Raw genomic sequence first — 22700 nt, forward strand, 5'->3', positions numbered from 1 at the left:
TCCCCCGGCCGGAACCGGACAGTGCTGCTGGGCTGTGGCTCAGGCGTCGATGATGACGGGGATGATGAGGGGTTTGCGGCGGTGGGTACGGAACGCCCAGTTCGCCACGGCGCGGGCGAGGAGTTGTTCCAGTTGGCGCGCGTCCCCGACGCCTTCCTCGGCCGCGGTGGCCAGGGTCTTCTCGATGACGGGGATGACCGGCTCGAAGGTGGTGTCGTCGTGGACGAAGCCGCGGGCCAGGAAGTCGGGGGCCTCGGCGAGGGCGCCGGTGTCCGCGTCGACGATCGCCACCACCGTGACCACGCCTTCGGCGGCGAGGGTGAGGCGGTCCTTGAGGGACGCCTCGGTGGCGCCGCCGACTTCCATGCCGTCCACGTAGACGTTGCCGGCGGGGACCTTGCCGGTGATGGACGCGCGTCCGTCGACGAGGTCGACGACGACGCCGTCCTCGGCGATGACGACCCGGTCGGAGTCGACGCCGGTACGGATGGCGAGGTCGCCGTTGGCCCGCAGGTGGCGCCATTCGCCGTGCACGGGCATGACGTTGCGCGGCTTGACGATGTTGTAGCAGTAGACGAGTTCGCCGGCGCTGGCATGCCCGGAGACGTGCACCTTGGCGTTGCCCTTGTGGACCACATGGGCGCCCCACCGGGTGAGTCCGTTGATCACCCGGTAGATGGCGTTCTCGTTGCCGGGGATGAGGGAGCTGGCGAGCAGGATGGTGTCGCCCTTGCCGATGCGGATCATGTGGTCGCGGTTGGCCATCCGTGACAGCGCGGCCATCGGTTCGCCCTGGGAGCCGGTGCACACCAGAGCGATCTTGTGGTCCGGGAGCTTCTCCAGCTCCTTCGTGCTCACGACCAGACCGGAGGGGACCTTCAGGTAGCCCAGGTCACGGGCGATGCCCATGTTGCGGACCATCGACCGGCCGACGAAGGCGACCTTGCGGCCGTGCTGGTGGGCGGCGTCCAGGACCTGCTGGATGCGGTGCACGTGGCTGGCGAAGCTGGAGACGATGACCCGGCGCGGCGCGGTGCGCATCACCTGCTCGATCGCCGGATTCAGCTCCCGCTCGGAGGTGGTGAAGCCGGGTACTTCGGCGTTGGTGGAGTCGGTGAGGAACAGGTCCACGCCCTCCTCTCCGAGGCGGGCGAAGGCGCGCAGGTCGGTGATGCGGTCGTCGAGAGGGAACTGGTCCATCTTGAAGTCGCCGGTGTGCAGCACCATCCCGGCCCGGGTGCGGATCGCGACCGCGAGGCTGTCGGGGATGGAGTGGTTGACCGCCACGAACTCGCAGTCGAAGGGGCCGAAGCCGCGCCGGTCGCCCTCGCGTACCCGCACCGTGCGCGGCCGGATGCCGTGTTCCTTGAGCTTGGCCTCCAGGAACGCCAGCGTCAGCTTGGAGCCGACGACGGGAATGTCGGACCGCTCGCGCAGCAGGTACGGCACGCCGCCGATGTGGTCCTCGTGGCCGTGGGTGAGGACCACGGCCACGATGTCGTCCAGCCGGTCCCGGATCGAGGTGAAGTCCGGCAGGATCACGTCCACGCCGGGCTGGGTCTCCTCGGGGAACAGCACGCCGCAGTCGACGACGAGCAGCTTGCCCGCGTGCTCGAAGACGGTCATGTTGCGGCCGATCTCACCCAGGCCGCCCAGGGCGATGACCCGCAGCCCTCCTTCGGGAAGGGGCGGGGCGGCTTTCAGTTCCGGGTGCGGATGACTCATACCCTGACGGTACCCGCAGAGCGGCGCAGGATGATTCATTGCCTGTGCGATCTCCCCACTCGGAATGGTCGAGACGCGGGTGCCGTCGGCGCTCAGGAGCAAGTGGGCCGAGAGCGCCCCGAGGCAGCTTCTCTCGCCGGGCGGACAGCGGCGGTGTTCCCGAAGCGCTCGCCGACCCCGCCGGCCATGCCGCAACCAGATGTGGAGCCCGCGGCTCGGTCGTTGTCTCGAGCCGGTCCCGGGAAGTCCTGGACTCGCGGCGCTCATGAGCGGGCGGCTCGTGGGGTGATGTCGCTCGGCGCCGTCTGGTCCACGACTGGTCCGGGCGAGACTCCCTTGCGTGTCGGACAGTAGCGCGAAGACTTCAGATCATCACAGAGTGGAGCCGTTGTTCGGGGGTTGCCTGGAGCGCAACGATGCCTCCAGGCAACCGACTTCAGGCTCTAGAAGAAGCCAAGCTTCTGAGGGCTGTAGGAACAAAGAATGTTCTTCGTCTGCTGGTAGTGCTCCAGCATCATCCGGTGGTTCTCCCGGCCGATTCCCGACTGCTTGTAGCCGCCGAACGCGGCGTGCGCCGGGTAGGCGTGGTAGCAGTTCGTCCAGACGCGTCCCGCCTGGATCGCGCGGCCCGCGCGGTACGCGGTGTTCATGTCGCGGGTCCACACCCCGGCGCCGAGGCCGTACAGCGTGTCGTTGGCCGTCTTGATCGCGTCGTCGAAGTCGTCGAAGGACGTGACGGACACGACCGGGCCGAAGATCTCCTCCTGGAAGATCCGCATGCGGTTGTGGCCCTCGAAGATCGTGGGCTGGACGTAGTAGCCGCCCTTCAGCTCGCCCTCGTGCTCGAAGCGTTCGCCGCCGGTGAGGACCTTGGCGCCCTCCTGCCGGCCGATGTCCAGGTAGGAGAGGATCTTCTCCAGCTGGTCGTTGGACGCCTGGGCGCCGATCATCGTGTCGGTGTCCAGCGGGTGGCCCGGTGTGATCAGCTCGGTGCGGGCGACCGCGGCCGCCATGAACTCGGCGTACGTGCCCCGCTGGATCAGCGCCCGGGACGGGCAGGTGCACACCTCGCCCTGGTTGAGCGCGAACATCGTGAAGCCCTCGAGCGCCTTGTCGCGGAAGTCGTCGTCCTGCGCCCAGACGTCGTCGAAGAAGATGTTCGGCGACTTGCCGCCGAGTTCCAGCGTGACCGGCTTGATGTTCTCCGAGGCGTACTGCATGATCAGCCGCCCGGTGGTGGTCTCTCCGGTGAACGCCACCTTCGCCACCCGAGGGCTCGACGCCAGCGGCTTGCCGGCCTCCACCCCGAAGCCGTTGACGACGTTCACGACACCCGGCGGCAGCAGATCCGCGACCAGGCTCAGCCAGTAGTGGATCGAGGCCGGGGTCTGCTCGGCGGGCTTCAGGACCACCGCGTTGCCGGCGGCGAGAGCGGGAGCGAGCTTCCAGGTCGCCATGAGGATCGGGAAGTTCCAGGGGATGATCTGCGCGACCACGCCGAGCGGCTCGTGGAAGTGGTACGCGACGGTGTCGTCGTCGACCTCGCCGATCGAGCCCTCCTGCGCGCGGATCGCCCCCGCGAAGTACCGGAAGTGGTCGATGGCGAGCGGGATGTCGGCCGCCAGCGTCTCGCGCACCGGCTTGCCGTTCTCCCAGCTCTCGGCGACCGCCAGACGCTCCAGGTTCGCCTCCATGCGGTCCGCGATCTTCAGCAGAATGCCGGAACGCTCGGTCACCGACGTGCGGCCCCAGCCCGGGGCGGCCCCGTGCGCCGCGTCGAGCGCCCGCTCCACGTCCTCCGCCGTACCGCGCGCGATCTCCGTGAACGGCTGCCCGTTCACCGGGGACGGGTTCTCGAAGTACTGCCCGCGCACCGGCGGCACGTACTCGCCGCCGATGAAGTGGTCGTAGCGCGACTCGTAGGAGACGATCGCGCCCTCGGTGCCGGGCGCCGCGTAACGGGTCATCCTGGTCTGCCTCCCTCATCGTGCGCTGCCCGCCGTTGGACAGCTCTCCGGGAGGCTAGGGAGCCCGACGTTGCGGGGACGTTGCGTGAGCGGCCGCGGCCCCTGGACCGGCACCCGGTCGCTCACCGGCGGGCCGTCACCACCCGCTCGGCGCCGCCAGTTCGGACTCCAGCGCGGCGAGCCGGGACAGCACCGCGGCCGTGGGCCGGACCGCGGCCAGCGCACGCCAGACGTCCAGGTCGTCCTCACCCCACGGCGCGTGCGCCCAGTCGGCCAGGAGGTCGGGGTCACGGCAGGCGATCAGCGCGGTGCGCAGGCCGTCGGCCAGTCGGCGCCGGTGCCGTGCCACCGCGGGGGCCTGGGAACCGGGCAGCAGCGGACCTGCGTACGCCGCCACGGCCGCCGTCACGCCACCGGCCCGCAGCCGGCGCTCGACCACGGCGACGTCGGACTCGACGGGCATCGTGAGCCGGTATGGGCGCGACGCCAGCACTCCCGGTCCCAGCACCCCGCGCAGCCGCGCCAGTTCGGCCCGCAGGGTCACCGGAGGCACCGTCTCGTCCTCGTACAGCGCGCACAGCAGCTCGTCGCCGGTCAGACCCTCCGGATGCTGCGCCAGCAACACCACGATCTCGCTGTGCCGTCGGCTGAGCCGGACCCTGCTGCCGCCGCGGCTCAGCAGCGCCTCGTCGCGGCCCAGCGCGGTCAGCTCGGCGGTGCCGGCGGTGGGCCGCTCCGGTGTCAGCAGAGCCAGCTGGGACTCCGCGGCCCGCGCCACGGCCTGGACGAAGCCCAGGCTGTGCGGATGCGCCAGCCCGTTCCCGCCCGTGATGTCCACGGCGCCCAGTACGCGCCCGGTGCGTGGATCGTGCACCGGAGCCGCCGCGCACGTCCACGGCTGTACCCGCCGGATGAAGTGCTCGGCCGCGAAGACCTGCACCGGGCGGCCCACGGCCACCGCCGTGCCCGGCGCGTTCGTCCCCACCGCGGACTCAGCCCACCGGGCACCCGGCACGAAGTTCATCCGGTCCGCCCGCCGCCGGGTGGCCGGATGGCCCTCGACCCACAGCAGCCTGCCGTGCGCGTCGCACACCGCCAGCAGATGCTCGCCGTCGGCCGCGAAGGCGCCCAGGAGTTCACGGAACAGCGGCATCACCCGTGCCAGCGGATGTTCGGCGCGGTAGGCGCCGAGGTCACCGTCCATGAGCTCCACGCTCGCGGTACCGTCCGGGCCGACACCCGCCCGGACGGACCGCCGCCACGACTCCGCCACCACGGCGCGCACGGGCCGCGACACCGTGCCCGCCGCGGTGAACGTCTCGTGCGCGCGGCGCAGCGTCCGCGCGCGCTCGACGGGATCGGCCCCAGGTTCCAGAGCCAGCCACGAATCGGTCAACTCGGCCTCCCCGGAGAGCGATACGACGGGGACATCGTCACTCCGCGGATGGACTCGGACAACCACTTCGACCGGCCCGATCACCCGAACGTGGCCCTCCGCCGCCCGTCAGGCGAAGTTGACCAGTCTGATGTACCGGGTCCAGTCCCACAGCGGTCCCGGATCCGTGTGGTCGCTGCCCGGCACCTCGTGGTGTCCGATGATGTGCGCGCGGTCCTTGGGGATGCCGTACGTGGTACAGATCGCCGCGGTGAGCCGCGCCGACTGCTCGTACAGGGCGTCGGTGAAGTACTCCGGCCGGTCCACCCAGGCCTCGTGCTCGATGCCGATGCTGCGGGTGTTGTAGTCCCAGTTCCCGGCGTGCCAGGCGATGTCGGACTCGAGGACGCACTGCGCGACGTGCCCGTCGGCGGACCGGACGACGTAGTGGGCGGACACCTGTTTGTCCGGGTTGCGGAAGATGGCGAGCGTGTCGGCGTACGTCTCCTGCGTGACGTGGACGACCACGTAGTCGAGGGGATAGGTGAGGGGGCGGCTCGACCGGCTGTAGTTGGACGTGCTCGCCGGCTGCCACTCGGCTGACGGGTAGTCGACGTCGGCCAGGGGCCGCGCGGCGGCTCGCGTGCCGGACAGCAGCGCGGAGGAGACGGTGGCGAGCGCGGCGCCCTGGAGGAGCCGCCGCCTGGTCGGGGAAGGTGTTGCCCTTTCCGTTTCCACGGGGAGGACCGCCTTTCGTGGGTGGGGGGGTGTGCGCGGGTGGGGGTGCGCGGTGCCACGGCGCGGCGCCGTGTCGTACACGGTTGCCAACGGTGAGGCGACGCCTTGGTTGCGAGGAGCGGGTCCGAACGCCGAGGAGCGGGCCGAGCGTCGCGGTGCCCCTGTGCCGCGGTCACGAGGGGCTTCGCGTGAACCACCGTACGAGGCAGGAGGGTTGGGCATAAGAGCGCGTCGCGGTCCGGTGGACGACCACGGTGTTGTGGATACGGCGCTCACTCGTTCGAGTGAGCGCCGTGAGACTCCCGGCGCTGCCGCCAGGCTCCTGGCGCACCCCGGCCGGGCCTGATCCCGGACCCGGACCGCCTGGTCCCGGACCCGGTCGGCCCGGTCTCAGGCCGGGTCGGCCCGGTCTCGGACCCGGTCCGTCAGGCCTCGGACCCGGTCCCTCAGGCCTCGGACCCGGGTCGGCCCGGTCTCAGACCCGGCCGGCCACCGCGGCCGCCGGATCGTCCAGGACTCCCCGGATCACCGAGTGCGCCGCGCCGAGCAGCGGTCCCTGTGGGCCGAGTTCCGACACCGACACGGGGCAGGCCGGGCCGGCGGTCCGCCGGGCCAGCTCGTCCCGCAGGGACGGCAGCAACCAGGGCGCGAGCCCGGCCAGGGCACCGCCCAGCACCACGCTCTCGGGGTCCAGCAGGTTGACCGCCCCGGTCAGCGCGATACCGAGCGCGGTCCCCGCCTCCCGCAGGGCTCGCCGTACGCCCTCGTCGCCCTCGGCGGCGCGCCCCGCGAGCAGCCCGACGCGGTCCTCGCCCGGTTCCACACCCGCCGCGCGCAGCACCGCCTTCTCACCGGCGTACTGCTCCAGGCAGCCACGCCCCCCGCAGGCGCACTCCGGCCCGTCGGGATGCACCGGCATGTGTCCCAGCTCGCCCGCGAAGCCCCGGGTACCGCGCAGCAGGCGCCCGTCGACGACCACGGCCGCACCGATGCCGATCTCGGCGGAGACGTGCAGGAAGTCCCGCGGAGTTCCGTCACCGAGCCACAGCTCGGCGAGCGCGCCGAAGTTGGCCTCGTTGTCCACGGCCAGCGGCACGTCGGAGGGCAGCAGCGCGCCGAGGTCGGCGTCGTGCCAGTCGAGGTTCGGGGCTCGTACGACGGTCCGTCCGTCCCGTGCCACCAGACCCGGCACGGCCACGGCCAGCCCGGCCGGCCACAGGCCCTCCGCCTCCGCCTCCGCGGTGACCGTCCGCACCAGGCCGGTGAGCTGCTCGACGACCGGCTCGAGCGAGCGGCCGCGATTGCTGCCGTACCGCACGGCCCGCGCCCGTACCCGGCCGCGCAGGTCGACCGCGCAGACCGCGAGGTGGTCGACGCCGACCTCCGCGCCGATCCCGGCCGGGCCCCGCGCGCTGACGGCGAGCGCGGATCCGGGCCGGCCCACCCGCCCCGGACGTTCGGGACCCAGCTCCTCCAGCAGGCCGGACCGGATCAGCTCGTCCACGAGCGTCGACACGGCCGCACGTGTCAGCCCGATCCGCGAGGCGACGGCTGCCCGGGACAGCGGCCCCTCGGCGCCGACGGTGTGCATCACCCGGGAGAGGTTGCGGCGGCGCATGCCCTGCTGGGTGTCCGGCAACGCGCGCCCGGGGCGGGGCGGACGCGCTTCGTGCGGGGGTGCGGTCATGCCTCCGTCAGTCCTCGGTCGTCATGTGCGCTGCTCGGTCGGTGCTCGTCGGTCGTTCGGACGGTCTCGGCCGCCCCGGTCCACGCGTTCGTCGGCGGACGGGCGCCGGGCGCCTCGGCCGGTGCCCGGCGGAGCGCCCGCGGCCGAACGGCCCCGCCGGTGTGCGCCCGAAGGCGTCCCGCGGGGACGGCTCCTGACCGTGCCCGTCCGTGACGCCGCCGTCCGCGCGAGCACGTCGTCAGCGGGTGCCCCCGTCCCGCTCCAGGAGCGGCGCCGCGTCGGAGACTACCCCGGCGATCCTGGCCAGCGTCGCCTCGTCCCGTTCCACGGCATCGAGCACCGGCCCGGCGGCCGTGTTCCAGCGCCGGTCGACCGCCGCCGGATCCTCCCCGGTGAGCAGGCCGGCCGCCTGTGCCGCGGCGCCGAGCGCCACCAGTTCCCTGGCCTCGGGGATCTGGACGGGACGTCCCGACAGGCGACGCACGGTCTGCTGCCACGCCGTCCCGCGTGCGCCGCCGCCGATCAGCAGCAGCGGCGCGGAAGGGTCCGCGTCCGCGTCGAGGACCAGGTCGAGGGCGCCGAGCAGCGAGTGCACGGCACCGTCGTACGCGGCCTGGAGCAGCTGGCCGGCGGTCGTGTCGTGGCGCAGCCCGTACAGCAGGCCGGAGGAGTGCGGCAGGTTCGGAGTGCGTTCGCCGTCCAGATAGGGCAGGAGCGTGACGTCCGTGCCGGGTTCGACGGCCTCCCGGTCCAGGCCCAGCAGGGCCGCCACGCGGTCGACGGCGAGCGTGCAGTTCAGGGTGCAGGCCAGCGGCAGCCAGTCGCCGCGCGCGTCGGCGAAGCCCGCCACGGTGCCGGTCGGGTCGGCGGGCCTCCGCTGCGACACGGCGTACACCGTGCCGGAGGTGCCGAGGCTCATCACCGGCACGCCGGGGCGCACCCCGAGGCCGAGCGCGGCGGCCGCGTTGTCGCCGGTGCCCCCGGCGACCAGGGTGCCCTTGCTGAACGGCAGGTCGTGGCTGTCACGCACGGTGCCGGCCACCTCGCCGGGCCGGACCATGCGGGGCAGCAGCGCCGGATCGAGCCCCACGCGCGCGAGGGTCTCCTCGTCGTACGTCTCCGTCCCGGACGCCCACCAGCCGGTGCCGGACGCGTCACCGCGGTCGGTGGTCCCCTCGCCGGTGAGCCGCTCGGTGAGGTAGTCGTGGGGGAGCCGTACGGCCTTGACGGCGCGGACCGCCTCCGGCTCGTTCTCCGCCAGCCAGGCCCACTTGGTGACGGTGAAGGAGGCGCTGGGCACGCTGCCGGTGCGCTCCGCCCAGGCCTTGGCCCCGCCCAGCTCCTCGATCAGACGGCGGGCCTGCGGTGCCGAGCGCACGTCGTTCCAGAGCAGGGCCGGACGCACCGGGTCACCCGCGGCGTCCAGTGTGACCAGGCCGTGCTGCTGCCCGCCGATCGACACGGCGGCGGCCTCCCGGGCCGCGTCGCCGCACTGGCCCAGGGCCGTGCGCAGGGCGTCCCACCACTGCCGCGGATCGCTCTCGCGGCCGGCGCCGGAGGACACCGTGTGGGGGGCCTGGCCGCTCGCGACGACCCGGCCGGTGGCCGCGTCGACGACCAGTGCCTTCGTGGACTGGGTGGACGTGTCCACGCCGACGACAAGCGGACCCTCGGCTGCTGACATCGGGCTTCTCCCTCTTCCGGGGCTCTGCGGCTCTGTGGCTCAGACCGATCTGAGCTGGGGTTCTGCGGCGGTTCCGGGTCGCTGAGACCCGACACGATCCGTCGGGGACACCGTGTTCCCTTCCCGGGACCGCGTGTGCATACTAATTTGTAAACCGCCATGACGAAATAGCCGTCAGCGAGCAAGGAGCCGTGGAATGAACTACCAGCCCACTCCCGAGGACAAGTTCACGTTCGGTCTGTGGACGGTCGGCTGGCAGGGCCGGGACCCGTTCGGTGACGCCACCCGTCCGGCCCTGGACCCCGTCGAGTCGGTGCAGCGGCTGGCCGAGCTGGGCGCGTACGGAGTCACGTTCCACGACGACGACCTGATCCCGTTCGGCTCGAGCGACACCGAGCGGCAGGCCACGGTCAAGCGGTTCCGGCAGGCCCTGGACGCGACCGGCATGAAGGTGCCGATGGCGACGACGAACCTGTTCACGCACCCGGTGTTCAAGGACGGCGCCTTCACCGCGAACGACCGGGACGTGCGCCGTTACGCGCTGCGCAAGACGATCCGCAACATCGACCTCGCGGTGGAGCTGGGCGCGTCGGTGTACGTGGCCTGGGGCGGCCGCGAGGGGGCGGAATCCGGGGCGGCCAAGGACGTGCGGGACGCGCTCGACCGCATGAAGGAGGCCTTCGACCTGCTGGGTGAGTACGTCACCGGGCAGGGCTACGACATCAAGTTCGCGATCGAGCCGAAGCCGAACGAGCCGCGCGGCGACATCCTGCTGCCCACCGTCGGACACGCGCTGGCCTTCATCGAGCGGCTGGAGCGCCCGGAGCTGTACGGCGTGAACCCCGAGGTCGGTCACGAGCAGATGGCCGGGCTGAACTTCCCGCACGGCATCGCGCAGGCCCTGTGGGCGGGCAAGCTCTTCCACATCGACCTCAACGGGCAGTCCGGCATCAAGTACGACCAGGACCTCCGTTTCGGCGCCGGTGACCTGCGCGCCGCGTTCTGGCTCGTCGACCTGCTGGAGCGGGCCGGGTACGCGGGACCGCGGCACTTCGACTTCAAGCCGCCGCGCACCGAGGACTTCGACGGGGTGTGGGCGTCAGCCGCCGGCTGCATGCGCAACTACCTCATCCTCAAGGACCGGGCCGCCGCCTTCCGCGCCGACCCGGCCGTGCAGGAGGCCCTTGCCGCGGCCCGCCTGGACGAGCTCGCCCAGCCCACCGCCCCCGACGGGCTCAAGGGCCTCCTCGAGGACGCCACGGCCTTCGACACGTTCGACGTCGACGCCGCCGCGGCCCGGGGCATGGCCTTCGAGCAGCTCGACCAGCTCGCCATGGACCACCTGCTCGGCGCCCGCTGAGCGCTCCCGGCTCCGAGGGGCCGCTCCGGCACCTTCCCGCCTCACGGGGCGAGTGCCGGAGCGGTCGCCGTCACGTCTGTGTCCTCGCCTCCGGGGCGCCTTCGCTCCCGGGAGGCCTGCGAGGATGACGGACATGACACAAGAGCGTGGAGTGATGGTTGCCCCGGGCTCCGGTGAGGGAGAGCCGCTTGCCGTCGCGGCGGCGGCGATCGTGCAACAGGGGCGGCTGCTGGTCGTGAGCAAGCGGGCCGCCCCCGACGTCTTCTACCTGCCCGGAGGCAAACCCGACGCGGGCGAGACGCCGTTGGAGGCCCTGGTCCGCGAGCTGGACGAGGAACTGGGCGTCGAGCCGCGGCAGCCCCGCCTGCTGGCCCGGGTCGAGTCCGTCGCGGTCCTGGAGGGAGTGCCGATGCGGCTGACGCTCTTCGAGGCGCACATCGACCGGCCGCCCCGGCCCGCGGCCGAGCTGGCGGACATGAGGTGGATCTCCGGACACGAGGACGACATCCGGCTCGCACCCGCGGTCACCGACCACGTCCTGCCACTGCTTCAGCAAGCCGGTTCCCTGGCCCCGTAGCGGCCGGACAGGCCCGGACCCGGCTCGCGGACCGGCGGGACACGGGCCCGCCGAGCCGCGTGGCGACCGTACGGACGCCGGCGTGCCTGCCCGACGTCCCTACCGCCGGGGGCGGTCGGCATCACGGCTCGTCCCCGGCCGCGAGTGCCGCCGAGGCCAGGGCCGTCGCCGGGTCCTGGGCCGGGCCGCCCACGGGAACCCAACGGCCCCCTTCTTGCCGGAACGGCCACCAGCGGCCGTCGCGGTCCAGGCGGAGCTGGTGCGGCGAACCGGCGACCGTCCAGCGGTTGACGCGCGCCCGCAGGGACGGCCTCTCGTCCTCCTCCCATGCCGAGTCCAGCGCCGCACGCGCGCGTGCCAGCGCGTCGCCCCGCACCGTCCACTCCTCCTCCAGCACCGACAGCGCGGCCGCGCCCCCCAGCCGCCACGCGCGCACGGCGGCGGTCAGCGCCTCGTGGCCGCGCCCCGAGCCGTCGCCGAGACGCTCCCGCACGGCCGGTTCGGGGTCGCCCGCGGCCAGGCGTACGGCGTCCTGCGTGGCCGTCGGTTCCACGCCGACCGCCTGCCGGTCGTGCCCGGTGCGCAGGGCGTCGGCGAGCAGGCGGTGCGCCTCCGCCGCGGCACGGGCGGCCAGGAAGGCCAGCGCCGTCGGGTCGACACCGGACGGGGGAGCCGTCTCGGTGTCCAGGGCGGGCGGTTCACCCGGCCCGTCCGGAAGGAGGGGCGGCGCGGGCAGCGGCGGCAGGAAGTGCCCCGCCGCGTATGCCTCGGCGGCATCCACCCCTTCCGGCCGGGAAGCCGTCACGTCTTCGGGCGTGCCGTCGCGTGTCTGCAGGGCGGACAGCACGGCGCTCTCGCCGCGCCCGCGCATCAGCAGCAGTACCAGGGGGTCCTGGTCCAGCAGCCGCGCCACCTGGTAGCAGAGCGCCGCGGTGTGCCCGCAGTGGTCCCACGCGCCGCAGTCGCACTCCGGTTCCAGATCGCCCAGACCGGGCAGCAGGTCGATGCCCGCCGACGCCGCGTCCTCGACGAGATGCGGGGGCATCTCCCGGTCCAGCAGCGCGGCGACGTGACCGGACCGCTCGACCGCCATGTCGACAAAGCGATCCCACTGCTCGTCGGACAGCTCCTCCAGCAGGACGTCGGCGCGATGCGCCGTGCGGTCCCGGTCCTTGACCACCGCCGTGATCCGACCCGGCCGCACCGAGACCGCCCCGACCGCTCCCGCGCGCGCGAGGCGCCGTCCGGCCTTCACCTGCGCCCCGTCCACGGCCGCGTCCTCCAGGGCCTTCAGCCAGGCCTGCCCCCACCAGGTCTGCGCGAACCCCCTGCCGTGCACGGGCGGCAGCGGGGCGAACGTCCGCTCCTCGCCGCCATCGCCGCCGCTGTCGCCGCCGTCGAATCCGTAGTCGCCGTCGTACCGAGTCATCGCGCGCCTCCCCGCAGGTCGACCAGATCGGCCAGTTCCGCGTCCGTCAGTTCCGTGAGCGCCGCCTCGCCCGCTCCCAGCACGGAGTCGGCCAGGGCGCTCTTGCGGCTCAGCAGGGCCGCGATGCGGTCCTCGACGGTCCCCTCGGCGATCAGCCGGTGCACCTGCACCGGCCGGGTCTGGCCGATGCGGTGCGCACGGTCGGTGGCCTGGGCCTCGACGGCCGGATTCCACCAGCGGTCGTAGTGCACGACGTGCTCCGCGCGCGTGAGGTTCAGTCCGGTGCCCGCCGCCTTCAAGGACAGCAGGAAGACGGGGACCTCACCGTCCTGGAACCGCCGTACCAGCGACTCCCGTTCGGTGACCGACGTCCCGCCGTGCAGGAACAGCGACGGCACGCCGCGGGCGGCCAGATGCCGTTCGAGGAGCCGCGCCATCTGCACGTACTGGGTGAACACGAGCACACTCGCCTCTTCGGCGAGGATCGTGTCGAGCAGCTCGTCCAGGAGCTCCAGCTTCCCGGAGCGGCCCGCGATCCCCGGACCGCCGAAACGGTCCTCCTTGAGGTACTGCGCCGGGTGGTTGCAGATCTGCTTCAGACTCGTCAGCAGTTTCACGATCAGACCCCGCCGCGCCATGCTGTCGGCCCCGGAGATCTCCGCGAGCGCCTCGCGCACCACCGCCTCGTACAGGCCCGTCTGCTCCGCGGTCAGCGACACGGGATGGTCGGTCTCGGTCTTCGGCGGCAGTTCCGGAGCGATCCCCGGGTCCGACTTGCGGCGGCGGAGCAGGAACGGCCGCACGAGCCGGGCCAGCCGCTCCGCCGCGGCCGGGTCCTGGCCGCCCTCGACCGCCTGCGCGTAACGCCTGCGGAAGGTGCCGAGCCGGCCCAGCAGCCCCGGGGTGGCCCAGTCCAGGATGGCCCACAGCTCCGAGAGGTTGTTCTCCACGGGGGTGCCGGTGAGCGCCACGCGCGCGCGTGCGCCGATGGAACGCAGCCGCCGCGCGGTCTCCGAGTAGGGGTTCTTCACGTGCTGCGCCTCGTCCGCCACGACCATGCCCCACTCCGCGGCGGCCAGCCGTTCCGCGTCAAGACGCATGGTGCCGTAGGTGGTCAGCACGAACTCGCCGTCGGCCAGGTCCGCCAGGTCGCGCCGGGGGCCGTGGAAGCGCCGCACGGGCGTGCCGGGCGCGAACCGCTCGATCTCGCGCTGCCAGTTGCCCATCAGGGACGTCGGGCAGACGACCAGGGTGGGTCCGGCGGCCGACGTGTCGGTCTGCCGGTGCAGGTGCAGGGCGATCAGCGTGATCGTCTTGCCGAGGCCCATGTCGTCGGCGAGACAGCAGCCCAGGCCCAGGGACGTCATGCGGGCCAGCCAGTTCAGGCCCCGCCGCTGGTAGTCGCGCAGCGTCGCGGCGAGGGCGGCCGGCTGGGGGACGGCGTCCTGCCCCTCGGGATCGGCGATCCGCTCCCGCAGGGCCGCCAGCCATCCGGTGGGCCGCACCTCGACGCGGCGTCCGTCGACCTCCGTCGAGCCCGTCAGGGCCGCGGCGAGCGCGTCGACGGGCGTGACCTTGTGGTCCTGCCGGCCGCGGGCCCGGCGCACCTCCTCGGGGTCGACGAGGACCCACCGGTCGCGCAGCCGCACCACGGGCCGGCCGGCCTCGGCAAGCCGGTCCAGCTCGTCGCGCGTGAGCCGCTCGTCGCCCAGGGCGAACCACCAGTCGAAGGCGAGCAGCGCGTCGGCGGACAGGAACGACGGCCCGCCGTCCCCGGAGGCGGCGCCCGGCCCCGGTTCGCCGTCGGACGGTCCGACCTCCGCGCGGGTGGTCAGGTCACGGGACAGCTCCCGCGGCCAGTGCACGTCGACGCCGGCGCCGGCCAGCGCCCGGGTGCCCGCTCCGAGGAGCTCGGTGACCTCCTCGTCGGCGAGTTCGACGGCTTCCGGTACGGCGGCCGAGAGCAGCGGGGCCAGCGGCGGCCAGGCCCGTGCCGCACGGCGCAGCGCGAGCAGGGTGTCCATCCGCGCGCGCGTGCCGAACGCGTCGCCCACGGCGCCGGACCACACCTCGGCGGTGTCCGCGACGCGCGCGGGATCGCTCACGCTGTGCACCTGCGGCACGGCCCGGAACGTCGGCGACGCGTCCCCGGAGGCGGCCGGCAGGTCGCGTACCTCGACGCGCAGCGACAGCCGTACGCCCGTGTCGTGTCCCGCGGCGACGTCGGCGGCCCAGGCGCGCAGCGCGGGCAGCTTCCGCGGGTCCGCCGCCGCGTAGGCGGGGCCGCCCGTCACGAGCGCGGCGGCGGGGGAGCGGGGGAGTGTGTCGGCGACGGCGTCCAGGAAGGCGCGCACCAGCCGTTCCGGGTCCGGCAGCCGCGGCGGCTCGGCGTCGTCCACCGGCACCGCGTGCGCCTCGGGGGGCATGGCGGCGGCGAGGTGGCGGATCCGTTCGGTCTTCCGCGCGTCCAGCGGCCCCGCGCGCCAAGCGTCGTGGTCGGTCCCGGACAGGCCGGGCAGCAGCCGCCCCAGTGCCACCAGGTGCAGGGCCTCCACGGCGACGGCACCCCAGAACACGGCCGCCCGGTGGCCGGACGCACGGGCACGCGCGCGCGTGAGGACCGGCAGCGCCTCCCGTACCGGCAGCAGGACGGCGGCCACGTGCGCCGGCTCCACGCCGTCGCCGTCCGGTACCACGACCGTCAGGTCCGCGACGGATGCCGACGGGACGTGCGGCGGGTCCTCACCGTCGGGCCGCCAGAAGGCGACCGTGCCGGTACGGGCCGGATCGCCGGGCACGAACACGGCGCAGCACCGGGCGAGTTCTGACACGGGGATGGTGGTTGCCGGGAGAGCCGTCTGCGCAGCGATGACGTATTCCTCAAATTTGACTAGTGGGAGTCGCGGTCGCCGATTGTACATGAGCGGCGACGCCACGGGTGTCGCGTCGCTGTGTGGTGGGTCACTATCCGGTGGGAGGTGCTTCGGGGCCGTCACCGCCCGGTTCTCAGGGTCGTGTCGGGGTCCGGTCTCAGGGGCCTCTCAGGGGCGAGGTACGGAACTGCGGGAAGCGCGGGCCCGTTTCCAGGACAGAGAGCGGCAGTGGCCGCGAAGGAGGCGCACCATGTCGAAGAACGCCAAGATCGCCGCGGGGGGTGTGGCGGCCGGACTCATCCTGCTCATCTGGCTGCCCTGGTGGGCCGCCCTGCTGATAGTCCTCGGAGTCCCGGCCGCCGCGTACCTCACGCTGGACCCCTCGCAGCGGCGCAGGCTGCGCCGCGTCACGCGCAAGGAGCTCGGTCGCTGACGCGCTAAGGCCGCGCCGAGGCGTTGTCGGTCAAGCCGCAGGAGTTGACCACGTCGCCGTCCGCCGGCCTGCCGACCGTGTGGTCGGCGGGCGGCGGGGTGCCCCGCTCCACCCATCCGGTCAGGGCGTCGAACGCCGACCGGAAGCAGGGCAGGATCGGACGCAGCTCCGTGGGATGGGTGTCGTGGAGCCCGTCGACGTGGGTGCCGCCCTGGACCGTGTAGTAGCGGTGCAGTCGGCCTCGCCCGCTCGCGTCGATCATGCGCGCGTACACGTCGGAGTCGGCGGCCTCGGGCAGCAGGGCGTCGAGGTCGCCGTGCAGGGTGATCAGCGGCTTCCCGATGCGCCCCGTCAGGGCCACCCGGGCCACGGCGCGGTGGACGGACGCGGGACGCGAGGCGTAGTCGTACGCCGCGTCGGAGGGACACGGCGCCAGGATCTCCTCCAGTGAGGACCCGGCCGACGGACCGGGGCAGGCGGGATCGTAGGCCGGGTCGAACTCCGCGCGGTAGATCTTCTGGGTCAGGCCCCAGTAGGCCTTCTCGTGGTACGGCCACAGGAACTCGGAGCCGCGTGCGAACCCCGCCGCGTACATGTCCTCGTCCCGTGCCGTACCGAGGGTGCGGGCCACCGCCGTGGGCAAGGAGGTGAGCAGGTTGGGGCCGTCCGCCGTCCACAGCGCGCCCTCCCAGTCCACGCCGCCGTCGTACAGTTCCGGGTGGTTCTCCAGCTGCCACCGGGTGAGGTAGCCGCCGTTGGAGATACCGGCCATGTACGTGCGGCGCGGCGCGTGTCCGTAGCGCTGCGCCACCGCTCGCCGGGCGGCGCGGGTGAGCTGGGTGGTCCGCGTGTTCCACTCGGCGACCGCGTCTCCCGGCCGTACGCCGTCCCGGTAGAAGTCCACCCCGCTGTTGCCCTTGTCGGTCGCGGCGTAGGCGTACCCCTGTGCCAGGGCCCGGTCGGAGATCGCCTTGTCCGTCGCGTACTGCTTGCGCGTGCCCGGCGCGCCCGTCACGACGAGTCCGCCGTTCCAGTGGTCCGGCAGCCGGATGACGAACTGGGCGTCGTGCTGCCAGCCGTGCGTGGTGTTGAAGCGGGAGGAGTCCGGAAAGTAGCCGTCGACCTGGATCCCCGGGACCCCGGAGGGCGTGCGGGTGCCCGCGGCCGTCAGGCCGGCCTGGTCGGCCAGGTCCGTGTACGGGGTGCCTGCCAGCCCGGTGGTCGTCAGGTCGGCGAGGCAGGCGCGTTGCTGCAGGGCGGCGCCGGGCACCCGCACGCGCTCCTGGCGGGCGCAGTGCTCACCGCCCTCCGTCGCGCCGGCGGGGGACGGCCCGGTGAGCGCCGCCGCCGTCATCGCGGCGGCGAGCAACGGGACGGCACGGGACAGACGCATGGGAGGACCTCCAGGGGCGCGCCGGGGGAGTGGAGCCGATGGCCGCCCCATCGTGCGGGTCCGCTCCGCCCTCATCCATGGGCCGGCGCCACATGACAGGACGGCTGCGCATGGAGGTTGACGACAGCGGGGACGTGCCCCTCCGGGATCAGCTGGGCCGGACGGCCATTTTGTCCAGGGCGTCCAGAAGGCCGGGCAGCTCCGGCCCCCGGCCGACCGGCAGCACCTCACCGGGTTCGTCGTCGAGCAGGACGAAGGCGATGTCGTCGGTCCTGGCCACGAGGGACCAGCCGGGACCGTCGGCGCGCAGGGTCCGCGCGTCGCCCGGCGCGAACGACGACCGGACCCGGCCGAGCGGCGGCGGCGTGTCGACATAGGCGCGGGCTTCCGCCAGTACCCGCCGGACGCCGCCGTGCCCCGGGGCGCCGGCCGCGGCGGTGCCGTCGGCGGCCCGCGTGACGGCCTCCGCGGTGTCCGGAGCGTCCGCGACGTCCGCGTCCTCCGTGCCCGCCCCGCCTTCCTGTTCCGCACCGTCTCCCGGACCGGAGTCCCCGGCGTCCGCGGACGGCACCGGGAAGTCGGCGTCGTCGACCTGCTCCCGCCACTGCGCCCACTGGAGCGCGATCTCGTCGGCCCCCAGGCGCCGCTGGGCGGGCCCCCACACCGCGGTGTCCGGCGGCGCCAGCGGGGGCCGGTCGGCCAGCTCGGGGCCGGGATCGTGCGGCGCGGGCACGCCCGGGGCCGCCACGGCGACCGCCAGGGGCCAGCCGGGCAGGGCGGTGACGACCGTACGCTCGTCCGGCGACAGGTCGTACTCCATCCCGCAGTCCCAGGAGGCCACGGCGACGGCGACCAGCGAGACGTCGTCGATGACGACGGTCCACCGGGCGCCGTCCCCGTCCTGGCCGAGCACCAGACCGTAGCCGTCGGCCAGCGGCGGGAGACCGAGCGCGGCGCACGCCTCCGGGTAGTCGTCGCCCAGCACACTCGGGAACTTCGCCGGTGTCAGCAGCACCGCCGTGAGCACGTAGAGCGCATCGTCCGCGGCGGCGACGGTGTCCTCTTCCGTCCCTGCCATCCCAGCCTCCCCATCGGTTCGTCCAACGGCGCGCACCCTAGTGCGACCAGGAGGCCCTTGTCACGAGCCCCGGACCCGGCCGAGCTGCAGTTTTCCGGCTGGACGGGGGCGAATCGACCACGTTCACGCGTCCGCGCGCGTCACACCGCCCGGAGCCCGAGCAGCGCACGGGCCACGTCCCGCGGCGACTCGTCGCGTTCCCGCGCGAGCGCGACGACCGCCCGGCACGCCAGCTCGTTCACCCCGAAGGACAGGGCCTCCGGCGACACCCAGCCCGCCGCCTCGTCGATGCCCTCCTGGTCGTCGTCCGCACACGCCGAGACGTACGCGGCGGCGGCCTCGAACAGATTGTGCGAGCGCGTGTCCCTCTGCGCCTTCCCCTCCGTGCGCCGGGCGTCGACCCCTCTGCCCCAGGCCTTGCGGATCCTGCCGAACATGCTGACCACCCTCCCCCTGTCGATGTGCCGGACGATCGTGCATCTCCCGCTGCTCAACGTAGAGTCGAACCCTCGACGGCAGAAGGGGACGGCCACCGTGAAGCGCTTCGAACGGCTCGAGGAGATCCGGCGGATGGACCCGTACCGGGACGCTTCGGAGATCTATCGGCTCTCCTCCGCCTACGAGTTCCCCTGGGACTTCACCCGCGCACTGGAACTCGCCCTCTACCGCACCTACGCCGTGCCGAGCATCGGCCGACTGCTGGCCGAGACGGCGGAGCTCACGGACCGCCCCCAGAAGCGCTACGACGACACCGTGCTGCTCCTCGACGCCGTCGTCGAGCACGGCTTCGGCAGCGAAGAGGGGCGCACGGCGATCCGGCGCATCAACCGGATGCACCGCAGCTACGACATCAGCGACGACGACATGCGGTACGTCCTGTGCACCTTCGTCGTGATGCCCAAACGCTGGATCGACGCCTACGGATGGCGCAGGATGTCCGGCCACGAGACCGTCGCCTGCGCCGTCCACTACCGCACCCTGGGGCGGCACATGGGCATCAAGGACATCCCGGAGACCTACGAGGAGTTCGATGCCTGCCTCGACGCCTACGAGCAGGAGCACTTCGCGTGGGACGAGGGTGCGCGCCGGGTCTCCGACGCCACGCTCGATCTCATGACCTCCTGGTACCCGCGTCCCCTCGCGCCCCTCCTGCGCACCGGCACGCTCGCCCTGCTCGACGAGCCCCTCCTGCGGGCCTTCCGCTACACGCCGCCGACTCCCGCCACCCGTGCGCTCGTGCGCCGCGCGGTACGGCTGCGGGGACGCGCCGTCCGCCTCATGCCGCCGCGGCGCGCCCCGCACCACGCTCGGCAGAACTGGGAGATCAAGGGCTACCCGAACGGCTACCGGCTGGCGGACCTGGGCACCCGCCCGGTCCCCGGCGTGGCGGGCTGTCCCGTGCGCCACATCGACACGTCAGCCGTCGAGTGAGCCGATCGTCTCCCGCAGCCAGCTGAGTTCGGCACGCGAGGTGGCCCGCGCGATGGTCAGCACACCGCGGCGGAAGGGATCGTCCAGTTCCTCGGCGCGCAGCGGCCGGTCACCGTCGTAGAAGAAGCTCGCGGGTTCCTCCAGGAAGGCCAGCCGGCGGCGCAGTACGGCCGCCTGGGCGGCGGCGTCGTCCAGGTGCCGGAGGAAGGCGAGCACCGTGAACCAGCGGTTCTCGTCGGTGATGTCGCGCGGCGCGGGGTCGGCGAGCCGGCGGCGCAGTTCACGCCGGCCCTCCTCGGTGAGCGTCAGGACGTGACGTGGGGCGGCGACCGAGCCGGGCTGCGTGGTGCGCGCGAGCAGCCCCGCCTTCTCCACACGCTTGATCGCGGGATAGAGCGTGCTCTCGGCGACGGGGCGCACGTGTCCGGTCAGCGCGCTGATGCGCTTGCGCAGTTCGTAGCCGTGCAGCGGGGCGTCGTAGAGGAAACCGAGGATGGCGAGCTCGAGCATGCCCGCATTCTCGCGCATGCCCGCTGTACATCGGCCACTCCTTACTCCGATCCATGGATACCCCGCCCTTCGTATACATCGGCACCGATGTATTCTCTCGGTGTGCGTGGGCCGCCGTGGTCCGCCGGCGAAGAGGAGACGGGATGAGAGAGGCCGAGTTCGACGGCAGGGGAAGCCGCGTCCGCTGGACGGAGACGCCGGGGGCGGAACCGGCGCGGGTGTACGTGCACGGGCTCGGGGCGATGTCGTCCGTCTACCACGCGCACATCGCCTCCCGCCCCGAACTCGCGGGCCGGCGCAGCCTCTTCGTCGACCTGCCCGGCCACGGCATCAGCGACCGGCCCCAGGACTTCGGCTACACCCTCGACGACCACGCCGGGGCACTCGCCGCGGCGCTGGACGCGGCGGGCGTGAACGGCGCCGAACTGATCGCACACAGCATGGGCGGCTCCGTGGCCGTCGTCCTGGCCCACCGGCGGCCCGACCTGGTCTCCCGCCTCGTCCTCACCGAGGCCAACCTCGACGCCTTCCCGCCACCGACCGCCGGCAGCAGCGGCATCGCCGCCCACGAGGAGGACGACTTCGTGAACGGCGCCCACGCCCGCGTGCTCGAAGACGTCGGCCCCCAGTGGGCGGCGACGATGCGACTGGCCGACCCGCGCGCCCTGCACCGATCTGCCGTAGGTCTGCGGCGCGGCTCGGAACCCGTGATGCGCACCCTGCTCGAAGGGCTGGACGTCGACCGCGTGTACCTGCAGGGCGAACACAGCGGTGAACTGGCGGGCCATCAGGACCTGGAGGCGGCGGGCGTGCGTGTGGTGACCGTGCCGGGCGCCGGGCACAACGTCATGTTCGACAACCCCGACGCGTTCGCGGCGGCCGTCGCGGGACGGGCCTGAGCGGTCAGTCCTCGCGGACGGCCAGAGCGAGGAACCGGGCGTCCTCGTCGGCGTACGACGTCATGCGCCACCCGGAACCGGCCAGCAACGGCCGGAGGTTGGGCTCGGCGCGCAGGTCGTCCGGGGTGATCCGCCGCCCCTGCCGTGCCGCGAGCGCCGCCCTGCCGATCGGGTGGAACAGCGCCAGCACACCGCCGGGGCGCACGACCCGCGCCAGCTCCCCCAGGTTGCCCGCCGGATCGGGCAGATGGGCGATCAGCCCCGCCGCGAACACGGCGTCGAGCGAGCGCGGACGCAGCGGCAGCGCGGCCACGTCGGCCAGCAGCAACCGCCCCTCCCGGTCCCGCCCGGCCCGTACGGCGGCTTCGAGCATGGCCGGGGTCAGATCGGCGCCGACGACCACTCCCGACGGGCCCACGGCCGCCCGCAGCGGCGGCAGGGCCCGTCCGGTGCCGCAGCCCGCGTCGAGGACCCGGTCCCCCTCGCGCAGACCCAGCTCGGCGACGGCGGCCGCGTAGGCGGGGCCGTCGTCGGGGAACCGGCTGTCCCAGCCGGCGGCGCGGGCCGCGAAGAACTCCTGGACGTGTGTGTGGTCGTCGCTCATGTCCCGCATGATCCCCCAAGCGCACCGAAGGTGCCGCAGTGCACACGTTCGAGCGTGACGCGATCGTTCCAGCACCTCTCTGTGTCATAACCCAACAGCTTTCGAACGCGCCCCCGTTGTGCGCCCCCGGCAGGACTAGCGTCCCGTGGCCATGGGACACCTGGACCACGCCGCCCTCGGCTGGCTGACACCCGTGCTGTCGTACGCGATGGCCTGCACCGGCGCCGCCCTCGGACTGCGCTGCACCGTGCGCGCCCTCGGCGCCACCGGGCGCTCGCGCCGCAACTGGCTCCTCACCGCGGCCACGGCGATCGGCACCGGCATCTGGACGATGCACTTCGTCGCCATGCTCGGCTTCCGGGTCGGCGGCACCGACATCCGCTACGACGTGCCGCTCACCCTCACGAGCCTGCTCGTCGCGATGCTCGTCGTCTGCGCCGGCGTCTTCGCGGTGGGGTACAGCCGCGACCGCGGACGAGCTCTCCTGCTCGGCGGCCTCACCACGGGGCTCGGCGTCGCGAGCATGCACTACCTCGGCATGGCGGCCGTACGCCTGCACGGCGACGTGAGCTACGACCCGACGCGGGTCGCCCTCTCCGTCGTGATCGCCGTCGTCGCGGCCACGGCGGCGCTGTGGGCCGCGCTCAACATCAGGTCGCCCCTCGCGGTCACCCTCGCCTCCCTGCTCATGGGAGCGGCGGTGAGCAGCATGCACTACACCGGGATGTTCGCGGTGAGCGTGCGTGTCACACCGTCCGGCGAGGCCCTGCCCGGGGCCACGGCGATGCAGTTCATCTTCCCCCTCGCCGTCGGCCTCGGGTCCTACCTCTTCCTGACCTCGGCCTTCGTCGCGCTCTCACCGACCGCGGGGGAGCGCGAGGCATCCGCCTCGGCTCAGCAGCCCCTCCAGAGCCCCGCACGGTAGCGGCGGCACCGC

The 22700-nt window shown here is 73.2% G+C and carries 19 protein-coding genes; 6 read left to right on the plus strand and 13 right to left on the minus strand.

Going from position 1 to position 22700, the window contains the following annotated elements; genetic code table 11:
• Nucleotides 1-39: 39 nt before the first annotated feature.
• The 6 genes from ACIRG6_RS22680 to xylB form a co-directional block, all read right to left on the minus strand.
• The gene (locus ACIRG6_RS22680) at nucleotides 40-1725 is read right to left on the minus strand and encodes a ribonuclease J (protein WP_403324278.1); all 1686 of its coding nucleotides are present in this window, start codon (nucleotides 1723-1725) and stop codon (nucleotides 40-42) included.
• Between the two features lie 443 nt (nucleotides 1726-2168).
• Entirely contained in the window at nucleotides 2169-3692 is a 1524-nt protein-coding gene (exaC, locus tag ACIRG6_RS22685; protein WP_364678496.1) for an acetaldehyde dehydrogenase ExaC, read from the minus strand.
• A gap of 136 nt (nucleotides 3693-3828) precedes the next feature.
• Nucleotides 3829-5088, minus strand: a complete 1260-nt coding sequence (locus ACIRG6_RS22690; protein ID WP_364678498.1) for a GAF domain-containing protein — start codon at nucleotides 5086-5088, stop codon at nucleotides 3829-3831.
• A 108-nt stretch (nucleotides 5089-5196) separates the two neighbouring features.
• Nucleotides 5197-5805 (minus strand): N-acetylmuramoyl-L-alanine amidase, encoded by a 609-nt coding sequence (locus ACIRG6_RS22695; protein ID WP_364678501.1) that lies wholly within the window; start codon nucleotides 5803-5805, stop codon nucleotides 5197-5199.
• 475 nt (nucleotides 5806-6280) lie between these two features.
• Nucleotides 6281-7492, minus strand: a complete 1212-nt coding sequence (locus ACIRG6_RS22700) for an ROK family transcriptional regulator (RefSeq protein ID WP_239766854.1) — start codon at nucleotides 7490-7492, stop codon at nucleotides 6281-6283.
• 238 nt (nucleotides 7493-7730) lie between these two features.
• Nucleotides 7731-9176, minus strand: a complete 1446-nt coding sequence (gene xylB, locus ACIRG6_RS22705) for a xylulokinase (protein WP_403324283.1) — start codon at nucleotides 9174-9176, stop codon at nucleotides 7731-7733.
• 196 nt (nucleotides 9177-9372) lie between these two features.
• Here xylB and xylA point away from each other — a divergent pair, with 196 nt between their 5' ends.
• Both xylA and ACIRG6_RS22715 read left to right on the plus strand, forming a co-directional pair.
• Complete coding sequence (xylA, locus tag ACIRG6_RS22710) at nucleotides 9373-10536, plus strand: xylose isomerase (protein ID WP_189231269.1); 1164 nt, start codon at nucleotides 9373-9375, stop codon at nucleotides 10534-10536.
• Nucleotides 10537-10669: 133 nt separating this feature from the next.
• A complete protein-coding gene (locus ACIRG6_RS22715) occupies nucleotides 10670-11113 on the plus strand; it encodes an NUDIX hydrolase (RefSeq protein WP_403324286.1) in 444 nt (147 codons plus the stop codon).
• Nucleotides 11114-11234: 121 nt separating this feature from the next.
• On the opposite strand, the gene ACIRG6_RS22720 is transcribed toward ACIRG6_RS22715, so the two are convergent.
• Together ACIRG6_RS22720 and ACIRG6_RS22725 are read right to left on the minus strand one after the other, a co-directional pair.
• Nucleotides 11235-12542: an SWIM zinc finger family protein gene (locus tag ACIRG6_RS22720; protein WP_403324288.1), complete on the minus strand. Its 1308-nt coding sequence runs from the start codon at nucleotides 12540-12542 to the stop codon at nucleotides 11235-11237.
• A complete protein-coding gene (locus tag ACIRG6_RS22725) occupies nucleotides 12539-15463 on the minus strand; it encodes an SNF2-related protein (protein WP_403324442.1) in 2925 nt (974 codons plus the stop codon). The genes ACIRG6_RS22720 and ACIRG6_RS22725 overlap by 4 nt, the downstream gene beginning before the upstream one ends.
• Nucleotides 15464-15665: 202 nt before the next feature.
• Between ACIRG6_RS22725 and ACIRG6_RS22730 the strand changes: the two genes are divergently transcribed.
• Nucleotides 15666-15848 carry a hypothetical protein gene (locus ACIRG6_RS22730; protein ID WP_086731275.1) on the plus strand — a complete coding sequence of 61 codons (183 nt, stop codon included), beginning with the start codon at nucleotides 15666-15668 and terminating at the stop codon, nucleotides 15846-15848.
• A 4-nt stretch (nucleotides 15849-15852) separates the two neighbouring features.
• Here the strand turns inward: ACIRG6_RS22730 and ACIRG6_RS22735 are convergent, their stop codons facing one another.
• The 3 genes from ACIRG6_RS22735 to ACIRG6_RS22745 all read right to left on the minus strand — a co-directional run bounded on the left by ACIRG6_RS22735 (nucleotide 15853) and on the right by ACIRG6_RS22745 (nucleotide 18756).
• Nucleotides 15853-17241: a tannase/feruloyl esterase family alpha/beta hydrolase gene (locus ACIRG6_RS22735; protein ID WP_364819058.1), complete on the minus strand. Its 1389-nt coding sequence runs from the start codon at nucleotides 17239-17241 to the stop codon at nucleotides 15853-15855.
• A 148-nt stretch (nucleotides 17242-17389) separates the two neighbouring features.
• Nucleotides 17390-18319: a hypothetical protein gene (locus ACIRG6_RS22740; RefSeq protein WP_364819056.1), complete on the minus strand. Its 930-nt coding sequence runs from the start codon at nucleotides 18317-18319 to the stop codon at nucleotides 17390-17392.
• 140 nt (nucleotides 18320-18459) lie between these two features.
• On the minus strand, nucleotides 18460-18756 hold the full coding sequence (locus ACIRG6_RS22745; protein ID WP_403324293.1) for a hypothetical protein: 297 nt from the start codon (nucleotides 18754-18756) through the stop codon (nucleotides 18460-18462).
• Nucleotides 18757-18889: 133 nt separating this feature from the next.
• On the opposite strand from ACIRG6_RS22745, the gene ACIRG6_RS22750 reads away from it, so the two are divergent.
• Nucleotides 18890-19750 (plus strand): oxygenase MpaB family protein, encoded by an 861-nt coding sequence (locus tag ACIRG6_RS22750; RefSeq protein WP_364678723.1) that lies wholly within the window; start codon nucleotides 18890-18892, stop codon nucleotides 19748-19750.
• On the opposite strand, the gene ACIRG6_RS22755 is transcribed toward ACIRG6_RS22750, so the two are convergent.
• On the minus strand, nucleotides 19736-20260 hold the full coding sequence (locus ACIRG6_RS22755) for a PadR family transcriptional regulator (protein WP_364819054.1): 525 nt from the start codon (nucleotides 20258-20260) through the stop codon (nucleotides 19736-19738). The genes ACIRG6_RS22750 and ACIRG6_RS22755 overlap by 15 nt on opposite strands.
• Before the next feature lie 143 nt (nucleotides 20261-20403).
• On the opposite strand from ACIRG6_RS22755, the gene ACIRG6_RS22760 reads away from it, so the two are divergent.
• Nucleotides 20404-21159: an alpha/beta fold hydrolase gene (locus ACIRG6_RS22760; protein ID WP_403324296.1), complete on the plus strand. Its 756-nt coding sequence runs from the start codon at nucleotides 20404-20406 to the stop codon at nucleotides 21157-21159.
• A 4-nt stretch (nucleotides 21160-21163) separates the two neighbouring features.
• Here ACIRG6_RS22760 and ACIRG6_RS22765 read toward each other — a convergent pair whose 3' ends face one another.
• Nucleotides 21164-21763 (minus strand): class I SAM-dependent methyltransferase, encoded by a 600-nt coding sequence (locus tag ACIRG6_RS22765; protein ID WP_350717685.1) that lies wholly within the window; start codon nucleotides 21761-21763, stop codon nucleotides 21164-21166.
• Between the two features lie 151 nt (nucleotides 21764-21914).
• Here ACIRG6_RS22765 and ACIRG6_RS22770 point away from each other — a divergent pair, with 151 nt between their 5' ends.
• Nucleotides 21915-22688: an MHYT domain-containing protein gene (locus ACIRG6_RS22770; protein ID WP_364678726.1), complete on the plus strand. Its 774-nt coding sequence runs from the start codon at nucleotides 21915-21917 to the stop codon at nucleotides 22686-22688.
• The last annotated feature ends 12 nt before the right edge of the window (nucleotides 22689-22700 follow it).

The organism is Streptomyces flaveolus (assembly GCF_044765825.1).
GTDB lineage: Bacteria > Actinomycetota > Actinomycetes > Streptomycetales > Streptomycetaceae > Streptomyces > Streptomyces flaveolus.